This is a genomic window from Micromonospora sp. NPDC048907 (genome assembly GCF_055586885.1).
Genome location: NZ_JBVJHI010000001.1, coordinates 958,640 through 976,711, shown reverse-complemented (window position 1 = coordinate 976,711; position 18,072 = coordinate 958,640). Strand labels below are relative to the sequence as shown.

Genomic DNA, 18,072 nt, shown 5'->3' with positions numbered 1-18,072 from the left:
GCCGGCTCATCGTGGTGGTGCCTCCCCGAGCGTTTCACTCAATGCTTGCCAGTAGATGTCTTGCGCCCGCCGTAACAGTCCGTCCCGGACAGCTCGCTCACCATCCGTCAACGGACGGCCGCCCGCCTCGGGCAGCACTTCAAGATCTCGCCGAACTTCGTACAGGGCATGTTCCCACTCCGCCACCTCGTCGAGCGCAGCAAGGTGCAGCCGAAGCTCCGCAACATGGTCGTTCGACATGCGGAGGTTCAACAGCATGTCGCGATAGCCACTCTCCTGCGGCTTGAGGAATCGATCCTTGATGTGGAGGATCACCACCTCCGGGTCGTCGGCCAGTTGCGCCAGGGCTCGGTAGACGTCATCGAGTCTGCGAAACTGCACCTTGGCGCCAGCGAGGTCCTTGAGCCGGGATGCGTCGTTGGCGTATTCCACAAGCTTGTCCTGCACCCGTTCACGGCTCTTGGGCTCCGTCCTCCAATGGGGCTGCCCATGGTCCCCGGCAACGGCGATGGCGAGCTCATTAAGTTCGCGCTGCGCCACAGCGGCGTCGGCATAGAGCTGATCGACGTAGGCAAGCAGGTAGGTCTCGTCATCACGCCGGGAAATGTCGAAACTCAACTGCACGTTAGCCTGTCCGCGACCCGCTATAGCAGCAGAAATCCGGCGTTGCTGTTCGGTGACGGGCGTGGGTAGCGGCTCCGGCGGTTCCGGCGTGATCACCGCCTTGGGCCCTTGTGCTGCGATGTCATTCAGCACTCCGCCCAGAACGTTGATCGCCTCTTGATGGCTGGCCAGGTGGTGGAGGGTCACCGGGCGGGCGGTCAGCGAGTTGGCGAGTTCCGGTGTCGAGAGGATCATCCGGACCAGGTCGGGGCGCTGCGTGAGCTGCCGGACCAGCGTCTCGGCCAGCAATTCCTCGTGGCGGGGTGGCGCCTCCCACGTGTGGTCGAGCATCTGCCTGACGCGCGGGTCGGCGAGCAGTCGCGTCAGGTCACCGGCCGCCGCCGGGTCCAGCTCCGGCACCAGCCGTTGCAGTGTCGGCCCGTCGACGTGTTGCGCCAGTTCGACAGGCGTCACCCCGGCGGCGAAGACCTCGTCCAGGCTGGCGCTCGCGACCAGCGCATCCCGCACGTACAGGCCGGCGGCGATCCGGTCGGCGTGCGCGTCGCGGTGCGCGTTCCATGTCCGGACCGCCTGCGGCTCGCTGTCCGGTGCGCTGCCGGGGAACGAGGTGCCGTCCGGCCGGTGGTGGAAGGTGGCGGTTTCGCCGAGCAGGTGGACGTGGTTGAAGTCCGGCGAATCGCCATCCTCGGGCGGTGGTGGTGGTTCGAGCGGTCGGGGCGGCGGCGATGGTTCCACCGGGTCGGGCAGGACGTTGTAGTCGCCTGGCGGCCGGCCCGCGAGCGGCATCGGACGACCGTCGGGACCGAGCACCAGCGCGTCGACGCCCACCACGTTGTGCGGGTCGCGGACACCACTGTGGGTGTAGAGCGGATGTGTGCTCATCCGGCCGGTCTGCGGGTCGAGGTAGAGGACCGCGCCGTCCTGGTTCAGCGCCACCCAGGCATGCGAGCCCCCGCCCTCGAAGGTGGTGATGAGGAACGCGTAGCTCCCGTGGCCGCCCGCCAGGAGCTGCCCGTGCAGGTCGCGGTAACCGCCCTCGATCACTCCGCGCGCCTCGTGATGAGGGGCGTCCGGCAGTGCGGCGGGACAGAGATTCTGGAACCGGCCGCCGGTGGTCTCCTCGACCCGGCGCGGTCCGTCCGCCTCACCGCCCACCGGCCGATGGACGTCCCCTAGCAGGTAGCCGTCGAAGGTACGCGGCGCGGAGACCCGCGGCCGGCCGTGCATCCAGGTCTCGAAGAGCGACAACGTGCAGTCCAGGCAGTTGATGCCTCGGGTGGCGTCCGCGGCGGGCCCGCCGTCGTTCGCCAGCCGGAACCATCCGCCCCGGCGCGGATCGGCCGTCCGCACCACGCTGCCGTCGGGATGCCGCGGCATCTGGCGCTCCAGGTCGGTCTGGTGCAGCGCGAGCGGTGGCCGGAGGCCGCCCCGCATGCCGTACCGGCGCGAGCGGTCGATGGGCGGTGGATGACCGTCGCCGGTCAGCGCCGAGTGGTTTGCTGTCTCGACGGCACCGAGTGCGAGGTCGGCGACATCGTCATTGATCCGATAGAAGTCGACGTCGTCCTCGACCACCACCTCGGTTGGCACCACTGATCCGGCGAGGACGCGCTGTGCCTCCTCACGCAGATCAAGAGCCTCGATGCTGGCTTCGCGCGCCTCTCGGTGCCACCGGGCGGCGGCCAACTCCCGGCCGGCGCGATCAAACTGGGTGGCCTGGGCACCCCAGTCGCTTGCCCGCTCCTCGTGGTAGTCAGCGCGCTCGCGAAGCCAGTCCGCCCGCTGCTGGCGGCGGCTCTCCTCGTACCACTCCCGCTGCGACCGGTAATAGCCCTGGTACCGACGCCGGTCGAGGGCCTCCCGGTCGGCGGCGAGTCGCGCAGCCCGTTCCCGGGGGTTCGTCCGGCGCGGTGGCGGCGGGTCAGAGGGGCCGGGCAGTGTCGACGGAGGGTCGGACGCGGGACGCTGTGGGGCCAGTGCCTCCAGCAGAGGGAAGCGGGGGTTCGGCGCGGGTCGGGGGTCAGGTCCGCTGACCGGTGCCCCCGGCCCCGGGCCAGCAGCCGGTGCGGGGTTCGGGTGCGCCGACGGGGCGGCCGGCGAACCGACCTGCCCGGTCATGGTGCCCACCGGTGTCTGGTCCGCGGGCGCCGGTGTCGGCCCGTGCGCGGGTGGGGCAACGGCGGCAGGCAGGCCGGCCACGGTCGGCGGGGCCGCCGCCTGCGTCGGCGCCGCCTGGGTCGACGTGCCGACGCCGGGCAGCCCGGAGCTCTTGACGGAGCCGGACGTCGGCTCGGCGGTGTCGGAACTGGGCGCCCCGGCAACGGGAGTGTCGACGGCCACGGCCGAGAGCGCCGGGCCAGCTGAGGCCCGCGCTGGGGTCGTCGTCGCGTCCGCCGTCGGAGGATCGGTTGTCACCGCCACGTCCACCCGGTGATCCGGGGTCGCGCCGGCGCCCGCCGTAACGTCGACGGACGCGATCGCCGGAGGACCGTCGCTCGCGAGCGACGACGGAGGGTCCGACACCGAGGCGGGATCGGCCGTTCCGGGATGAGGCACCGGGCCGGGATCCCCGGAAAGCGTGACCGGGTCCGGCATCCGCTGGGAGGGGATGGCACCGGCGGACGGCGGAAGCCCCAGGTCCACCGGCTGCGCGGGAAGACCGGCCAGTTTCTCGTCGAGCCGGTGGTGGAGTGCGTTGTCGGCCTGGCCGGTGGCGGAGCCGCTGGCGCCGGAGGCCGCGGCCCGGGCGATGTCCTCCAGCGACAGGTCCTGACCGGTGGCGAGCCCCGCCGCGCTCTCGGCCAGGGTCTCGCCGGCCATCTCCCGCCCGAAGTGCTCGCCGACCCGGGCGAACCGCCCGTGCGCGTGCCGACCGAGGCCGGCCAGCGGCGCCGCCGCCCCGCCGGCGAAGCCACCGAGCCCCGACGTGCCCACGTCGGTCAGGTCCAGGCCGTCACGCCGGCCCGTCGAGTTCTGGTAGGCCTGCGTCGCCAGGCTGGTGCCGGCCTCCTGCCCCGCCTCGACGAGTCCGGCCAGCACGGCCCGGCGGGCGAGCCCGCGGGCGCCGCTCGTGACGACCTCCTTGGCGGCCCGCTCGCCGGCCTCCTTCAACCCCTCCTTGACGGCCTTACGGGCCAACTGCGCCACCAGCCGCTTGAAGATCTGTTGCACGGCGACGCGGCTGGCCGTGATCGCGGCGCCGGCCGCCGGCGACGCGGCGCCCATGGTCAGCACGGTGGCCACCGCGAGCGAGAGCAACTCGACGACCAGGATGCCCAGCTCGATCCAGGCTTCGAGCTTGGCGCCCTCGATGTCGCAGCCGCACGAGTCGACCAGCTTGCCCAGCTCGCCGGTCGCCGCCACGAGGACGTGCAGCGGCGCGTCCTCCCCCTCGGCGACCTTGCCCCAGGCGATGTCGAACGCCCGCGCCACCAGGCCGACGCCGCCATATCCGCTGCGGACCTCGCCGGCAGCGGTGGTGGCGTCGTCCCGCGGGCCGGCCAGGACGTCGGCGACGCCGTACCACTGGTCGGCCAGGTCCCAGACGGCCCGTTCGTCGCCCTCCGGCCACTCGACGCCGACGACCCAGTCCAGCGCCTCGTAGATCCAGCCGGGCACGTCCCAGGGGCAGTAGTCGAGCGGGTGCGGGATCGGGCTGGGCAGCATGCTCACGCGCGGATCCTCCGGTGGTCAGCGCCAGGGCCGGTGCGGGTTGTGCTGCTGGTGCGGGATCCCGCCGATCTGGCGGGCGTTGGTCAGGTCGGTCTCGACAGTGGCGACGACGGAACGCACCACGTCGGCGCCCAGACCTTCGAGCGACCGGCCGAGAATCTCCCAGGCGCGCAGCAGGGTCTCCGCGTAGCCCTGGTAGTGCTTGTCGAAGGCGGCGCCGATGTCGTCCCGGCCCCACGGGCGCCGCGCGCCGGCCGCCGCGATCGGGTCGCCCGCCTCGCGCCGGGAGGCGGTGACCGCCTCACCGGCCAGGGCCAGGTCGGCGCCGCCGCGCCGGGCCCGGTCCGGGTTCAGCCAGATCTCCCCGCCGGACATGCGGTCACTCGCCGCGGGACAGGACCGCGTCGGCCCGGCCCAGCAATGACCCGAAATCATGGGTACGCAGGAACTCCACCGACGGCGAGCCGGGCGGCAGGTAGCCGGCGACCAGCTCACGGGTCGCGGTGACCGCGGCGCGGGACGCCCGCAGCACGGTGTCGGTGATCTTCCGGCTCAGCGCGCCGGCGTCACGGTCGCGGAACACCGAGGGAGCGACCTCGACGCTGATCAGCTCGCCGCGGGCGCCCACGACCGCCGTCACCTGCCCGTCGTCGGAGCGCTCGGTCACCCGCAGCTCCGCGAGCCTGCTCTGCAGTTCGTCCAAACCGGACCGCAGTCGCTGGTACTGGCCGTATACCTCGTCGAACCGCGCACGCAGCGCGCGGTTCGCATCCCGGTCCGCGCTCTCGGCCACGCCGCTCCCCTTCCGTCACCGTCAGTAGGGCCGACCATACCGGGCGCCACGGAATCCGTGGGGTCCGGTAACTTCAGGCTGTGATCGAACGACAGCAGGTCGAGGAACTCGCCGCCGTCTGGGCTCGACGGGATTCCGAGCGTCTGGGATTCCCGTGCACTCCGTTCGTCGAGGAGTTCGACATGGGTTACCTGGTCACGTCCACGGTGGCCCCCGAGGCCCGGGCCCTCCCGGGCGACCTGCCGACCACGGTCATCGACAAGGAGACCGGCGAGCTGTCGACCTGGCCACGCGTGCCGGCCGCCGCCGTCGAGCAGATGTTCCGGCAGCGCCGCCCGGCCGCACCCCGGGCGCCGCGCACCGTCGACCCGGCCGGCCAACTGCTCCGGCAGATCACCCGGTTGCCCACGCCCGGCGCCGCGGCCCACCTCACCGTCGACGGTCGCACGCACGTAGCGCAGGGCGCCAAGGGCGACGTCGAGCTGCGCCACCATCCGCTCGTCGCGTCCTATCTGGACGATCTGCTCGCCGGCCACCTGGTCCGGGGCGGCGAGCGGCACGCCGAGATGATCGTCGTCTCCGACGTCCTGCACGATCACGACCACGCACTGACGTCCGCCGGTCGCACCCCGCTCGGCCTGGAAGAGGCCAGATCACTTCTCGGCAAGGCCCGGATGGAGTTCTTCCGCATCCGGGAACCGGGCGACCCAGCCGGCGGCCCGTGCGAACTTCGCTGCGAGTCCTGCATCAGATTCCTGGTGCACTTCAACGTACTCCCCTGGCCCGAACTGGCCTACGCCGAGGAGTGGCACGCGGAGCCGCAGAACGACCCCGAACCCGGCCGGTTCCCGGCCGAGGTGGCGAACGCCCTCGTGGTCGCCGGCTGGCAGCCGCACTTCGGCGACGAGGTGTCAGCCGCCGCCTCCATCCAGAAGGTCACGGAGGTCAGCGGGCGCCGGCACGCACACCACGCCTTTCCGGCCGCGCTGGAGGCCATCACCGCCTTTCCCGGCCTGGTCGGTGCCCGACAAGGGCCGGGCGAAGAAGTGTGGATCTCCCGGTTCGACATCCGTCCCCGAAAGATGGCCCACACCGCCGACAGCCTCGCCGATTTCGGGGCGGTGCTCGGCGTCCGGCTGTTCCCGCTCGGCAGCGAGCGGCAGGAGAGCATCATCGCCGTCGACGAGCACGGCCGGATCTTCGCGCTCGATCAGGCCGGCGAGTGGTTCCTGGGCCCGGACATCGACGCCGCCCTCACCACGCTGCTGCTCGGTCGGGCTCCCGCCCGGGTCCGGGACGACGGCACCTGGTGAGCCTCAGAGCTTCACCCCGGTCAGCACCATGACCCGCGGCTCGGTGTAGTCGTCCATGGCGCTGCGCAGCCCCTCCCGCCCCACGCCCGAGCCCTTCACCCCGCCGTACGGCATCTGGTCGGCCCGGTAGGACGGCACGTCTCCGACGATCACCCCGCCGACCTCGAGCGTCCGGGCCGCGAGGAACGCGGTCTGCAGGTTGTGGGTGAGCACGCCGGCCTGCAGCCCGTACGCCGAGTCGTTGACCGCGGTGAACGCGGCCTGGGCGTCGGTGACCGGGGCGACCACCAGCACCGGCCCGAACACCTCCTCGGTGCACACCTTGGCCGACGACGGCACCCCGCTGAGCACGGTGGGCGGGTAGGTGGCGCCGTCGCGGCGCCCGCCGACCTCGATGGTGGCCCCGGCGGCGACCGCCTCGTCGACCCACGCCTCGACGCGTTCGGCGGCCTCGACGGACACCAGCGGCCCCACGTCGGTCAGTTCGGAGGTCGGGTCGCCGGTGCGCAACTCCTCGACGGCCGCGACGAGCCGGGGCAGGAAGCCGTCGTAGAGCCATTCGTGCACGTACACCCGCTGGACGGCGATGCACGACTGGCCGGCCTGGTAGTTGGAGAAGGTGGCGATGCGGTGCGCGGCGAAGGTCAGGTCCCCGTCGGACGACCAGTCCTCGCAGATCACCGCCGCGGCGTTGCCGCCGAGTTCGAGGGTGACGTGCTTGTCGGGGGCGGCCCGGCGGATGGCCGCGCCGACCGGCCCGGAGCCGGTGAACGACACGACGGGCAGCCGGGGGTCGGCGACCAGGTCGGCGGCGCGCTCATTGGGCAGCGGCAGCACCGAGAACATGCCCTCGGGCAGGTCGGTCTCGGCCAGGATCTCGCCGAGCAGCAGCGCGGAGAGCGGGGTGGCCGGGGCCGGCTTGACGACGATGGGTGCGCCGACGGCGATGGCCGGGGCGACCTTGTGCGCGACCAGGTTCAGCGGGAAGTTGAACGGCGCGATCCCCAGGACGGGGCCGCGGGGCACCCGCCGGACCAGGGCGATCCGGCCGGTAGCCGCCGGGTCGGTGTCGAGGCGTTGCAGCTCGCCGGAGAAGCGCCGGGCCTCCTCGGCAGCCCAGCGGAAGGTGGAGACCGCGCGGCCCACCTCGGCCTTCGCCCACTTCACCGGCTTGCCGTTCTCGGCGGTGATCAGCGCGGCGACCTCGTCGGCCCGGTCGGCGAGCCGCCGGGAGACGTGGTCGAGGGCGGCCGCGCGGGCGTGCGCGGGCAGGGCCGCGGCCGCCGCCACCACGCCGGCGGCTGCCGCGACGGCGACTTCGACCTGGTCGGGCGTGGCGAGGGTGGTACGCCCGACCGTGCGGCCGTCGTACGGGTGGGTGACGGTGAGCTCGCCCTCGCCGTGGGCGGGGCGGCCGGCGACATAGAAGGCTCTCGGCTCCACGCTGCGCAGCGTAGACCACGCAAGGCCGCGCGGAAACAGTTGCCCAAACCCTTGTCTGCCTCGGATTTAGTAGCCAAGATGGCAGTCAGATTGCGATAACCTCCGCTGACATTCGCCCCGGCCACCCCCTCGGAGACACCTGATGAGCGATCAGCAGCAGCTGCGCAACTTCGTCAACGGCGAGTACGTCGACCCGGTGGACGGCGGCTTCGCCGACCTGATCGACCCGTGCACCGGCGAGGTCTTCGCCCAGGCGCCGGTCTCCGGGGCCGCGGACGTGGACGCGGCCATGAAGGCGGCCGCCGCCGCGTTCGAGGGCTGGCGCGACGCCACGCCGGGCGAGCGGCAGAAGGCCCTGCTGAAGCTCGCCGACGCCGTGGAGTCCCGGGCGGCCGAACTGGTCGACGCGGAGGTCCGCAACACGGGCAAGCCCCGCCAGCTCACGGCCGACGAGGAGCTGCCGCCGGCGGTGGACCAGTTCCGGTTCTTCGCGGGCGCCGCCCGCCTGCTGGAGGGGCGCTCGGCCGGCGAGTACATGGCCGGGCACACCTCGTACGTGCGGCGGGAGCCGATCGGCGTCTGCGCCCAGGTCACGCCCTGGAACTACCCGCTCATGATGGCGGTCTGGAAGATCGCCCCCGCCCTGGCGGCGGGCAACACGGTGGTGCTGAAGCCCTCCGACACCACGCCGGTGTCGACGCTGCTGCTGGCCGAGATCGCGTCGGAGTTCCTCCCGCCGGGCGTGTTCAACGTGGTGTGCGGCGACCGGGACACCGGCCGGGCGCTGGTGTCGCACCCGACCCCGCAGTTCGTCTCGATCACGGGGTCGACCCGGGCCGGCATGGAGGTCGCCGCGGCGGCCGCGCCGGACCTCAAGCGCACCCACCTGGAGCTGGGCGGCAAGGCCCCCGTGGTGATCTTCGACGACGCGGACGTGGCGGCGGCGGCCGAGGCCATCGCGGTGGGCGGCTACTTCAACGCCGGTCAGGACTGCACGGCCGCCACCCGGGTGCTGGCCGGGCCGGGCATCCACGACGACTTCGTGGCGGCCCTCGCCGAGCAGGCCCGCAACACGAAGACCGGCGCGCCGGACGACGAGGACGTGCTCTACGGCCCGCTGAACAACGCCAACCAGCTCGGCCGGGTACGCGGGTTCGTGGACCGGCTGCCGGACCACGCGACCGTCGAGACCGGTGGCTCCCAGCTCGGCGAGCGCGGCTACTTCTACGCGCCGACCGTGGTGTCCGGGGTCCGCCAGGCCGACGAGATCATCCAGGACGAGGTGTTCGGGCCGGTCATCACCGTGCAGCGCTTCTCCGACGAGGACGAGGCGGTGCGCTGGGCCAACGGCGTGGACTACGGCCTCTCCGCCTCGGTGTGGACGAAGGACCACGGCCGGGCCATGCGGATGACGCGGCGGCTGGACTTCGGCTGCGTCTGGGTGAACACCCACATCCCGTTCGTGTCGGAGATGCCGCACGGTGGCTTCAAGCACTCCGGGCACGGCAAGGACCTCTCGGTCTACAGCCTGGAGGACTACACCCGGATCAAGCACGTCATGCACAACATCGAGGGCTGAACCGATGCCGAGTTCGGACGAGTTGCACAAGCGGCGCGGGGCGGCGGTGGCCCGGGGCGTCGGCAGCACGATCACCTCCTACGTCGACCGCGCGGGCGGCGGCACGATCACCGACGTCGACGGGCGGGAGTGGATCGACTTCGCGGCCGGCATCGCGGTGGCCAACGTGGGCAACTCGGCGCCGCGGGTGGTCGAGGCGGTCCGCGCGCAGGTCGAGCGCTTCACGCACACCTGTTTCATGGTCGCGCCCTACGAGTCGTACGTGGCGGTCTGCGAGCAGCTCAACGCGCTGACCCCGGGCGAGTTCGAGAAGCGCTCGGCGCTGTTCAACTCGGGCGCCGAGGCCGTGGAGAACGCCGTGAAGATCGCCCGGCACGCCACGGGGCGGCCGGCGGTGGTGGTCTTCGACCACGCGTACCACGGTCGGACCAACCTGACCATGGCGCTGACCGCGAAGAACATGCCGTACAAGCACCGGTTCGGGCCGTTCGCCGGTGAGGTCTACCGGGTGCCGATGTCGTACCCGCTGCGCGACGGCGGCCTCGACGGGGCGACCGCGGCGGCCCGGGCGGTCGAGATGGTGGAGAAGCAGGTCGGCGCGGAGAACGTGGCCGCGCTGCTGATCGAGCCGATCCAGGGCGAGGGCGGTTTCGTGGTGCCGGCCGAGGGGTTCCTGCCGGCGCTGCGCGCGTGGGCGACCGCCGCCGGCGTGGTGTTCGTGGCCGACGAGATCCAGACCGGGTTCTGCCGGACCGGCGACTGGTTCGCCTGCCAGCACGAGGGCGTGGAGCCCGATCTGATCACCCTGGCCAAGGGCATCGCGGGCGGGCTGCCGCTCGCCGCGGTCACCGGCCGCGCGGAGCTGATGGACGCGGTTCACGTGGGCGGCCTCGGCGGGACGTACGGGGGCAACCCGATCGCCTGCGCGGCCGCGCTGGCGGCCATCGAGACCATGCACGAGCTGGACCTGGCCGCCGCCGCCCGGCGGATCGGCGCGGTGATGGTCGACCGGCTGCGCGCCGTCGCCGCCCGCGACCCGCGCGTCGCCGAGGTGCGCGGCCGTGGCGCGATGCTCGCCGTGGAGATCGGGCAGCCGGGCACGCTGACCCCGGACCCGACCGCCACGGCGGCGATCTCGGCGGCCTGTCACGCGGCCGGGCTGCTCACCCTGACCTGCGGCACCTACGGCAACGTGCTGCGCTTCCTGCCCCCGCTCGTCATCTCCGACGACGAGCTGGCCCGCGGCCTGGACATCCTGGAGGCCGCCTTCGGCTGACCGGGGTCAGCCCTCGATCGTGGAACACCACGGGTGTCGATCCCCCAGGTGCCGCCCGTGGTGTTCCACCCGCCCCGCCTACAGGCACATCCAGCAGTAGGCGTCGAGCCTCTCCGCGCCCGCCGCCCGCGCACCCGGCGCAGCTCGTTCTCACAACGCAGCGGATCCAGGTCGTCGTCCGGTCCGGTCGCGGCGGCGGCTCGCGCCCGCTCGGGGGTGGCCGCGAGGTATCCGGTCAGGATGCCCACGCCCGGCACGCTGCGACTCACCCCCGACACTCCCGTCGAGAGACACCACGACAGCGGATCCTGTTCTATAGTCCTACTGTCGTAGGACAATAGAAGGGCGTCGCGTGATCGAGTTCGTACTGGACGGCCGGTCCAAGGTGAACACCTATGTGCAGCTGATCCAGCAGGTCAAACAGGCCCTGCGGGTGGGGCTGCTGACGCCTGGCGACCAGCTGCCGAAGGTCCGCGAGGTCGCACAGTCGCTGGCCATCAACCCGAACACGGTGCTGAAGGCGTACCGCGAGCTGGAGATCGAAGGTCTGGTCGAGGGACGCCCCGGCGTCGGCACCTTCGTCCGCCGGACCATCGCCGGCTCGTCCCTGGCCGATCAGGCCGAGCTCCGCGAGGAGCTGGTGTCCTGGCTGCACCGCGCCCGCGCCGCAGGACTCACCCCGGAAGACGTCACCGCCCTGGTCGAGACCACCATGCGGGCCGCGCTCGTCGCCGGCACGAATCGTGCCGAACCCGCCTCAGCAGGATGAGAGGACAGCTGATGGAGATCGCGCTGGAGGCCGAGCAGCTCGGCAAACGGTACGGACGAACCTGGGCGCTGCGGGACTGCTCGCTGCGCCTGCCCGCCGGGCGGATCGCCGCCCTCGTCGGCCCCAACGGTGCCGGCAAGAGCACCCTGCTGCACCTCGCGGTCGGCCTGCTGCGGCCGGACGCCGGCACGGTGCGGATCTTCGGCGAAGCGCCGTACGCCAACCCGTCGGTGCTGCCCGAGATCGGCTTCGTCGCGCAGGACACCCCGCTCTACCGGGACTTCACCGCGGCCGAACTGGTGGAGGTGGGCCGCCGGATGAACAAGCGCTGGGACGGTGCGCTCGCCCGCAACCGGCTGGCCCAGCTCGGCATCCCGCCGAAGCTGCCCGTCGGCAAGCTGTCCGGCGGCCAGCGGGCGCAGGTCGCGCTGGCGCTCGCACTCGCGAAGCGGCCCCGGCTGCTGCTCCTCGACGAACCGGTCGCCAGCCTCGATCCGCTCGCGCGCCGGGAGTTCCTGCAGTCGCTGATGGGCAGCGTCGCCGAGTCCGAGACGACCGTGCTGCTCTCCTCGCACCTGCTGGCCGACCTGGAACGGGTCTGCGACTACCTGGTCGTGCTGCAGGCCGCCCGGGTGCACCTGGCGGGCGCGGTCGACGACCTGGTCGCCGCACACCGGCGGCTGGTCGGGCCCCGGCACGACGGCGAACCGATCGAGGGGGTGGACGCCGTGGTCCGGGCGAGCCACACCGCCCGGCAGTCGACGCTGCTGGTCCGTACGAACGGTGCTGCCCTGTCTCCGGAGTGGACGGTGCACGACGTGACGCTGGAAGACCTCGTGCTGGCGCACCTCGCCGAGGGTGAGACCACCACGAGCCACGCGGCCTGGGAGGTGCCGGCATGATCTGGCTGGCCTGGCGGCAGCACCGCAAGCAGCTGCTCTTCACCCTCCTCGGGTTCGCCGCGCTGGCGGCCCTCATGATCCCTATCGGGCTGTCCATGCGGCACAGCTTCACCGAGCTCGGGCTGCCGGACTGCGTCAGCCAGCTGGCGCGTCCGGGGGCCGACCAGGCCACCGCGGACGGCTGCGAGTCGGGGTTCCGCCGGTTCACCAACCAGTACCAGAGCTTGAACCTGATGGCGGTCCTGCTCGTGGTCCTGCCGGTGCTCGTCGGTCTGTTCTGGGGCGCCCCGCTGGTCGCCCGGGAGGTGGAGCACGGCACGCACCGGTTCGCCTGGACGCAGGGCGTCGGCCGGACGCGATGGGCCCTGGTGAAGTTCGGCCTGGTCGTCGTCGTCACGCTGACCCTGGCCATCGGCTACGGACTGGGCATGGCCTGGTGGGTCAGCCCGCTGACCCAGGCCGCGCACGAGGGCCGCCTCGGCTTCATCGTCTTCGACCTGCAGGGCATCGCCCCGATCGGCTACACCCTCTTCGCGGTGGCGCTCGGCATCTTCGCCGGCACCCTCTGGCGCCGGATGCTGCCCGCCATGGGCGTCACCCTGGCCGCGTTCATCGGGGTCCGGGCGGCGGTGGCGATCCTGGCCAGACCGCACTACCAGCCCGCCCTCACCCGCACCTTCCCGATCGAGGGGGCCGAACCGCTGCAGGAGGACCGCGGCAACTGGGTCCTCGCCAACGGTGTGCGCAACGCCGACGGGAAGATGGTGGCGGCCGACACCCGGATCATGTGCCCGCCGGGCGGCCAGGGACCGGACGGCCGCCGCTGCGGGGCAGAACTCGGCGTCGAACCCGGTGCCTACAACTGGGAGCTCTACCAGCCGGCCGGTCGGTTCTGGTTGTTCCAGTGGATCGAGACCGGCATCTTCGTCGCTCTCGCCGCCCTGCTGCTCTACCTCGCCGTACGCCGGCTCCGCCGGATCGCCTGAGCGGCCCGGCCGGGTGGAACGCCCCGTGGCAGCCGCCCCGGCGTTCCACCCGGCGCCGGGCCGGGCGCGGTCAGCGCAGCAACTCCACCACGTTGCGGCGGACCAGGTTCTTGCCCGGCTCCCGGATCAGGTCCATGGCCGCGGCGTTGAGCAGCACGCAGCTTCCCGACGGCCCGGTGACGGTCACGGTCGCCGCCCTGCCGTTGTCCAGGTTGGTCACCCGCAGTCGGGTGCCCACCGGGAACTGCCCGCTGGTGGCGGCCGGCGCCCCGCCCTCGGCGGAGAAGGTGATCGCCCCGCTGCAGACGCTGGCGGGCGCGCCGCCGGGCCGGGCGTTGCCCGGCCGGGCCTCGCCGATCGGGGCGCCGCCGTCCGGCCCCGCCGCGCCGGCCGCCGGAGCGCCGCCGTCGAGGCGTTCGACCAGGTTGCGGCGGATGACGTTCTTGCCGGGCTCGCGGACCAGGTCCATGGCCGCCGCGTTGAGCAGGACGCAGCTGCCCGACGGCCCGGTCACCGTGACGGTCGCGACCTTGCGGTTGTCCAGGTTGGTCACCCGCAGCCGGGTGCCCACCGGGAAGCGGTCGCTGGTGGCCGCCGGCACTCCGCGCTCCGCCGAGAAGGTCACCGACCCCGCACAGGCCGACTGCCCGGCCGGGGTGGTCTCCGCGAACCCCATCCCCGTGCCCACCGCGACGACCGCCGAGGCGGCCAGTGCCACGGTCGCCGCCAGCACGTGCTTGCGCTGCACCTTCACGTTGTCTCTCCCGTCGTCCGGTGGTCTCGTTCGACGCCTGGTACGGACGGGAGGGCCGGACCGTTCAGTCGGGGCAGCCGATCACAGCGGACCGTAACGGGTGTGTGGCGCTCCGGTGAGCAGCGCCCAGTAGCGGTCGCCGTAGGACCAGTGCCACCACTCGGTCGGGTAGTTCACCAGGCCCGCACCGCTGAGCGCGGCCACCAGGACCTGCCGGTTGCGCCACGCGCTCACCGGGATGTGCCGGGCCGCCGTGAAGCAGGCGTCGGCGCTCTCCTCGGGGGTGGCGTCGAGGGCCGTACCCATGTCCAGCTCGATCCCGTCGGCGTCGCACAGGGTGAGGTCGACCGCCCCACCGGTGCTGTGCGGCGCCACCTCGACCGGCGAGACGAACTTGGTGGTCTCCCGGTGCAGCCGGTCCGCCGGCCAGTCCGGGTAGCGCCGGCGCAGCTCGTCCCGGTAGCCGGTGAAGATGTCGAGCTGCGCCCGGTACGGCCGGTACCCCTCGACGACCAGGAGGCGCAGGCCGGCCGGCAGCGCGCGCTGCGCGGCCAGCAACCGGTCCGCGACCCCGCGCCGCACCCGGGCGTACGCACCGGCGGGGTCGGCGGCCCGGGTGTCCAGCCGCAGCTCCGGCAGGTCCCGCAGGTCGACGAGCGGATCGCCGTCGTCCCGGCTGGACACGGCGGCGACCCGGGGATCGGAGAGCAGGATCATGCCGCACCGCCCCGGGGGTGTGCACCCGCCGGCCGGGCCTCGTGCCGGGTGAAGGCGAGCGCGACCAGCCGGTCCACCACCTCGGGGTAGTCGACGCCGGACTCGGCCCACACCTTCGGGTACATCGAGTGCGCCGTGAAGCCGGGCAGGGTGTTCAGCTCGTTGACGAACAGCTCCCCGGTCGTCTCGTCGTAGAGGAAGTCGACCCGGGCCAGGCCCCAGCCGCCGATCGCCGTGAACGCCCGCACGGACAGCTCCCGGATCCGCTCGGTGACCTCGTCGGGCAGCGGCGCCGGGACGGTCATGGGGTCGGCGTCGCCGAAATACTTCTGCCGGTAGTCGAACCAGCCGCCCTCGACCCGGACCTCGCCGACCGCCGACGCCTCCGGGTGCCAGCCGCCGAGCACCCCGCACTCCAGCTCCCGGCCGGTCACGCCCTGCTCGACCAGCACCACGTGGTCGTGCCGGAGCGCCTCCTCGACCGCCGCCGCCAGGTCGTCGCCCTCGGCCACCCGGGAGATCCCGATGGAGGAGCCCATCCGGGCCGGCTTGACGAACAGCGGCCGGCGCAGCCCGACGACCAGCTTCTCCGGGTCCTCCGCGGCCCGCCAGGTCGGCGCGTCGAACCAGACGTGCGGGGTGGTCGGCACGCCTTCGGCCCGCAGCGCCCGCTTCATCGCCACCTTGTCCATCCCGACGGCGGAGGCGAGGATCCCGCACCCGACGTACGGCACCCCGAGCGATTCGAGCAGCCCCTGCACCACGCCGTCCTCGCCGTACGGGCCGTGCAGCACCGGGAAGACGACGTCCAACTCGGCGTGCACCGCACCGGGCGCGTCGGCCGCGGTGACGGCCACCGTTCCGGCGCGCGCCCCGGCCCGCAGTTCCACGGCCGGGCCGGTCACCGGCAACCGGTCGTCGATGGCCAGCCCGGCGCCCACGCTGGCGCAGCGCTCGACCAGCACCGGCTCGGGCACCAGCCGCAGCCCGCCGGCTCGGGTGATCCCGAGCGCGACCACCTGATGACCTCGCTCGACCAGCGCCCGGGTCACGCCGAGCGCCGAGGCGCAGGAGACCTCGTGCTCCGCCGACGGGCCACCGAACAGGACACCGATCCGAATCGCAGCGCTCACGCCGCCACCCCTTCCCTCCGAGCCAGGCCGGCGACGGGTGCGCCCGCCAGCCGGGCCACCAGCTCCGCTTCGACATTGCCGCCGGTCAGCACCACGCCGACCGTCCGGTACCGCCCGCCCTCCGGGCCGCCCGCGAGCCGCAGCGCGCCGGCGAGCCCGGCCGCTCCGGACGGCTCGACGAGCACCTTCAGCTCCAGCAGGAGCAGCCGGAACGCGTCGGCGATCGCGTCGTCGTCGACCCGGACGACGCCCCGGACGGCGTCCCGCGCCACCGCGAACGGCAGGTCGCCCACGCAGCTCGGGCGGAGCCCGTCGGCGATGGTGGGGGCCGGCACGACCGGGGTGGGCCGGCCGGCGGCGAGGCTGCGGGCCAGCGAGTCGCAGCCGACCGGCTCGACGCCGTACACCTCGATGGGGGTGCCGGCGGCGGCCAGGCAGGCGCCCGCGACGCCGCCGCCACCGCCCACCGGCACCACGAGCGCGTCCAGCGGGGTGCCGGCGCGCTCCGCCTCCTCGATCAGCTCCAGGCTGGCGCTGCCCTGCCCGGCGACCACGTCCGGGTGGTCGTACGCGTCGACCAGCGGGTGACCGTCGGCGCCGGCGACCTGCCGGGCGACGGCCAGCCGCTCCTCGACGGTGGTGCCGGCGAGGACGACACGCGCCCCGGCCGCACGGGCCCGGGCCACCTTGACCGGCGCCGCGTCGACGGGCAGCACCACGGTCGCGGCCAGCCCGTGCCGGTTGGCGGCGAGGGCCACCGCGACGGCGTGGTTGCCAGTGCTCTGCGCGACCACCCCGGTGTGGCCGTCCGCGGCGAGCCGGCCGACCGCCAGCATCGCGCCGCGCATCTTGTAGGAGCCTCCGGTCTGGAGGTTCTCCGCCTTGAGCAGGATCCGGGCGCCGGCCAGCCGGTCGATCGCCGGGCAGTTCAGCACGGGGGTACGCACCACCCGGCCGGACAGCCACCAGGCGGCCTCCTCGACGCGGGCCCGGTCCGGCAGGGCCGGAGCGTGGCTGGTGGACATGGTCTCTCCTTCTCGGTTGTGGTGGGTGCCGGCGCGGCGCGGCAGGTCGAACAGCCAGCGCGCGCCGGCCGCCGTGAGTCCGCGGTGGACGGCCAGGCTGAGCGCCAGCACCAGCGCGGTGAGCAGGACCGGGTAGCCGGCGACGAGCAGCGCCCGCCCCGGTCGGTTCAGCTCGGCGACCGGGGCGGCGAGGAGCCGGTGCAGCAGCGCGAGCACCGGCATGTGGATCACGTAGATCGGCAGCGTGCGGCGGCCGAGCCGGGCGAGCGCCCCGCCGACCACCCGGAGCCGGGCCGCGCGGGCCGCGGCCGTGACGCCGAACGCCACGGCGACGACCGACACCAGCAGCCACACGCCGGGCCGGCTCTCCGCCCCGGCCAGGGCCATGGCCGCCAGCGCCACGGCGTACGCCGTCCCGGTCGCGGCCAGGCGGCCGCTGGTCGCGCCGGCCGCCCAGCGCTGGAGGTACGGCCGCAGGTGCACGCCGGCCAGGAAGAACACCAGGTTCTGGTAGACCTGCCCCCGGTTGCCCGGGCTGTCCAGCAGGCCGGTCGCCGCCACCGCGGAGAGCGCGCCGGAGGCCGCGAGCAGCACCGCCGGGTGGACCCGGCGCAGCGCCTTGGCCAGCGCGAAGTAGAGCGCCAGCGCGTACAGGTACCAGAGGTTCGAGGGCGTGACGGTGAGCTGGGCCAGCAGGCCACCGGGACTGGTGGCCCGGTCGGTCGGGAAGTCCGGGACGAGCGCCAGCAGGGCGGTGTGGATGAGCAGCCAGGTCGCGTAGAGGTGGAGGTTCCGGGCGATCCGGGGGCGGGCGGCGACCCGCCACGGCCGGGCGACGGCGTTCGCCGCGAAGATCCCGGAGAGGGTGAAGAAGAGCGGCATCCGCAGCGGGAGCAGTTGCTCGCCGAGCAACCCCCAGGCACCCGGCACGGGCAGGTCGATCCGCCAGTCGATCCGCAGGTAGTGCTTGACGATGACATGCCAGAGCACCACGAGGATGATGCAGGCGCCCTTGGCCACGTCGGCCCAGACCACCCGGTCGGCCGGCGTCACGGCCTGATCGGTACGGGTCGGCACGGCGGTCTC

General features: G+C 73.3%; 14 protein-coding genes. 6 read left to right on the top strand and 8 right to left on the bottom strand.

Going from position 1 to position 18,072, the window contains the following annotated elements:
• Positions 1-6 precede the first annotated feature (6 nt).
• Genes ACZ6PY_RS04850 through ACZ6PY_RS04840 form a run of 3 tightly spaced genes read right to left on the bottom strand, consistent with a single transcriptional unit; the run spans position 7 to position 5,089 of the window.
• Positions 7-4,290, bottom strand: coding sequence for a toxin glutamine deamidase domain-containing protein (locus ACZ6PY_RS04850; RefSeq protein ID WP_466069414.1), 4,284 nt, complete (start codon positions 4,288-4,290; stop codon positions 7-9).
• A gap of 24 nt (positions 4,291-4,314) precedes the next feature.
• Positions 4,315-4,671, bottom strand: a complete 357-nt coding sequence (locus tag ACZ6PY_RS04845; protein WP_466069237.1) for a hypothetical protein — start codon at positions 4,669-4,671, stop codon at positions 4,315-4,317.
• 4 nt (positions 4,672-4,675) lie between these two features.
• Positions 4,676-5,089: a YbaB/EbfC family nucleoid-associated protein gene (locus tag ACZ6PY_RS04840; protein WP_466069235.1), complete on the bottom strand. Its 414-nt coding sequence runs from the start codon at positions 5,087-5,089 to the stop codon at positions 4,676-4,678.
• A gap of 80 nt (positions 5,090-5,169) precedes the next feature.
• Here ACZ6PY_RS04840 and ACZ6PY_RS04835 point away from each other — a divergent pair, with 80 nt between their 5' ends.
• The gene (locus ACZ6PY_RS04835) at positions 5,170-6,402 is read left to right on the top strand and encodes an SUKH-3 domain-containing protein (protein ID WP_466069233.1); all 1,233 of its coding nucleotides are present in this window, start codon (positions 5,170-5,172) and stop codon (positions 6,400-6,402) included.
• A gap of 3 nt (positions 6,403-6,405) precedes the next feature.
• Here the strand turns inward: ACZ6PY_RS04835 and ACZ6PY_RS04830 are convergent, their stop codons facing one another.
• The gene (locus ACZ6PY_RS04830; RefSeq protein ID WP_466069232.1) at positions 6,406-7,845 is read right to left on the bottom strand and encodes an aldehyde dehydrogenase family protein; all 1,440 of its coding nucleotides are present in this window, start codon (positions 7,843-7,845) and stop codon (positions 6,406-6,408) included.
• A 142-nt stretch (positions 7,846-7,987) separates the two neighbouring features.
• Between ACZ6PY_RS04830 and ACZ6PY_RS04825 the strand changes: the two genes are divergently transcribed.
• From ACZ6PY_RS04825 to ACZ6PY_RS04805, 5 genes are all read left to right on the top strand, one after another.
• Entirely contained in the window at positions 7,988-9,424 is a 1,437-nt protein-coding gene (locus ACZ6PY_RS04825) for a gamma-aminobutyraldehyde dehydrogenase (protein ID WP_466069230.1), read from the top strand.
• 4 nt (positions 9,425-9,428) lie between these two features.
• Positions 9,429-10,700 (top strand): 4-aminobutyrate--2-oxoglutarate transaminase, encoded by a 1,272-nt coding sequence (gene gabT, locus ACZ6PY_RS04820; RefSeq protein WP_466069228.1) that lies wholly within the window; start codon positions 9,429-9,431, stop codon positions 10,698-10,700.
• Between the two features lie 352 nt (positions 10,701-11,052).
• Positions 11,053-11,469 carry a GntR family transcriptional regulator gene (locus ACZ6PY_RS04815; RefSeq protein WP_466069226.1) on the top strand — a complete coding sequence of 139 codons (417 nt, stop codon included), beginning with the start codon at positions 11,053-11,055 and terminating at the stop codon, positions 11,467-11,469.
• Positions 11,470-11,480: 11 nt separating this feature from the next.
• On the top strand, positions 11,481-12,371 hold the full coding sequence (locus tag ACZ6PY_RS04810; RefSeq protein ID WP_466069413.1) for an ABC transporter ATP-binding protein: 891 nt from the start codon (positions 11,481-11,483) through the stop codon (positions 12,369-12,371).
• Entirely contained in the window at positions 12,368-13,357 is a 990-nt protein-coding gene (locus tag ACZ6PY_RS04805) for an ABC transporter permease (RefSeq protein ID WP_466069224.1), read from the top strand. The genes ACZ6PY_RS04810 and ACZ6PY_RS04805 overlap by 4 nt, the downstream gene beginning before the upstream one ends.
• Before the next feature lie 70 nt (positions 13,358-13,427).
• Here ACZ6PY_RS04805 and ACZ6PY_RS04800 read toward each other — a convergent pair whose 3' ends face one another.
• The 4 genes from ACZ6PY_RS04800 to ACZ6PY_RS04785 form a co-directional block, all read right to left on the bottom strand.
• Complete coding sequence (locus ACZ6PY_RS04800; protein ID WP_466069222.1) at positions 13,428-14,111, bottom strand: RlpA-like double-psi beta-barrel domain-containing protein; 684 nt, start codon at positions 14,109-14,111, stop codon at positions 13,428-13,430.
• 81 nt (positions 14,112-14,192) lie between these two features.
• Entirely contained in the window at positions 14,193-14,828 is a 636-nt protein-coding gene (locus ACZ6PY_RS04795; RefSeq protein WP_357947533.1) for a M15 family metallopeptidase, read from the bottom strand.
• Positions 14,825-15,961 carry a D-alanine--D-alanine ligase family protein gene (locus ACZ6PY_RS04790; RefSeq protein ID WP_466069220.1) on the bottom strand — a complete coding sequence of 379 codons (1,137 nt, stop codon included), beginning with the start codon at positions 15,959-15,961 and terminating at the stop codon, positions 14,825-14,827. The genes ACZ6PY_RS04795 and ACZ6PY_RS04790 overlap by 4 nt, the downstream gene beginning before the upstream one ends.
• On the bottom strand, positions 15,958-18,063 hold the full coding sequence (locus ACZ6PY_RS04785) for a pyridoxal-phosphate dependent enzyme (RefSeq protein ID WP_466069218.1): 2,106 nt from the start codon (positions 18,061-18,063) through the stop codon (positions 15,958-15,960). Before ACZ6PY_RS04785 ends, ACZ6PY_RS04790 begins: the two co-directional genes overlap by 4 nt.
• Positions 18,064-18,072: the final 9 nt, after the last annotated feature.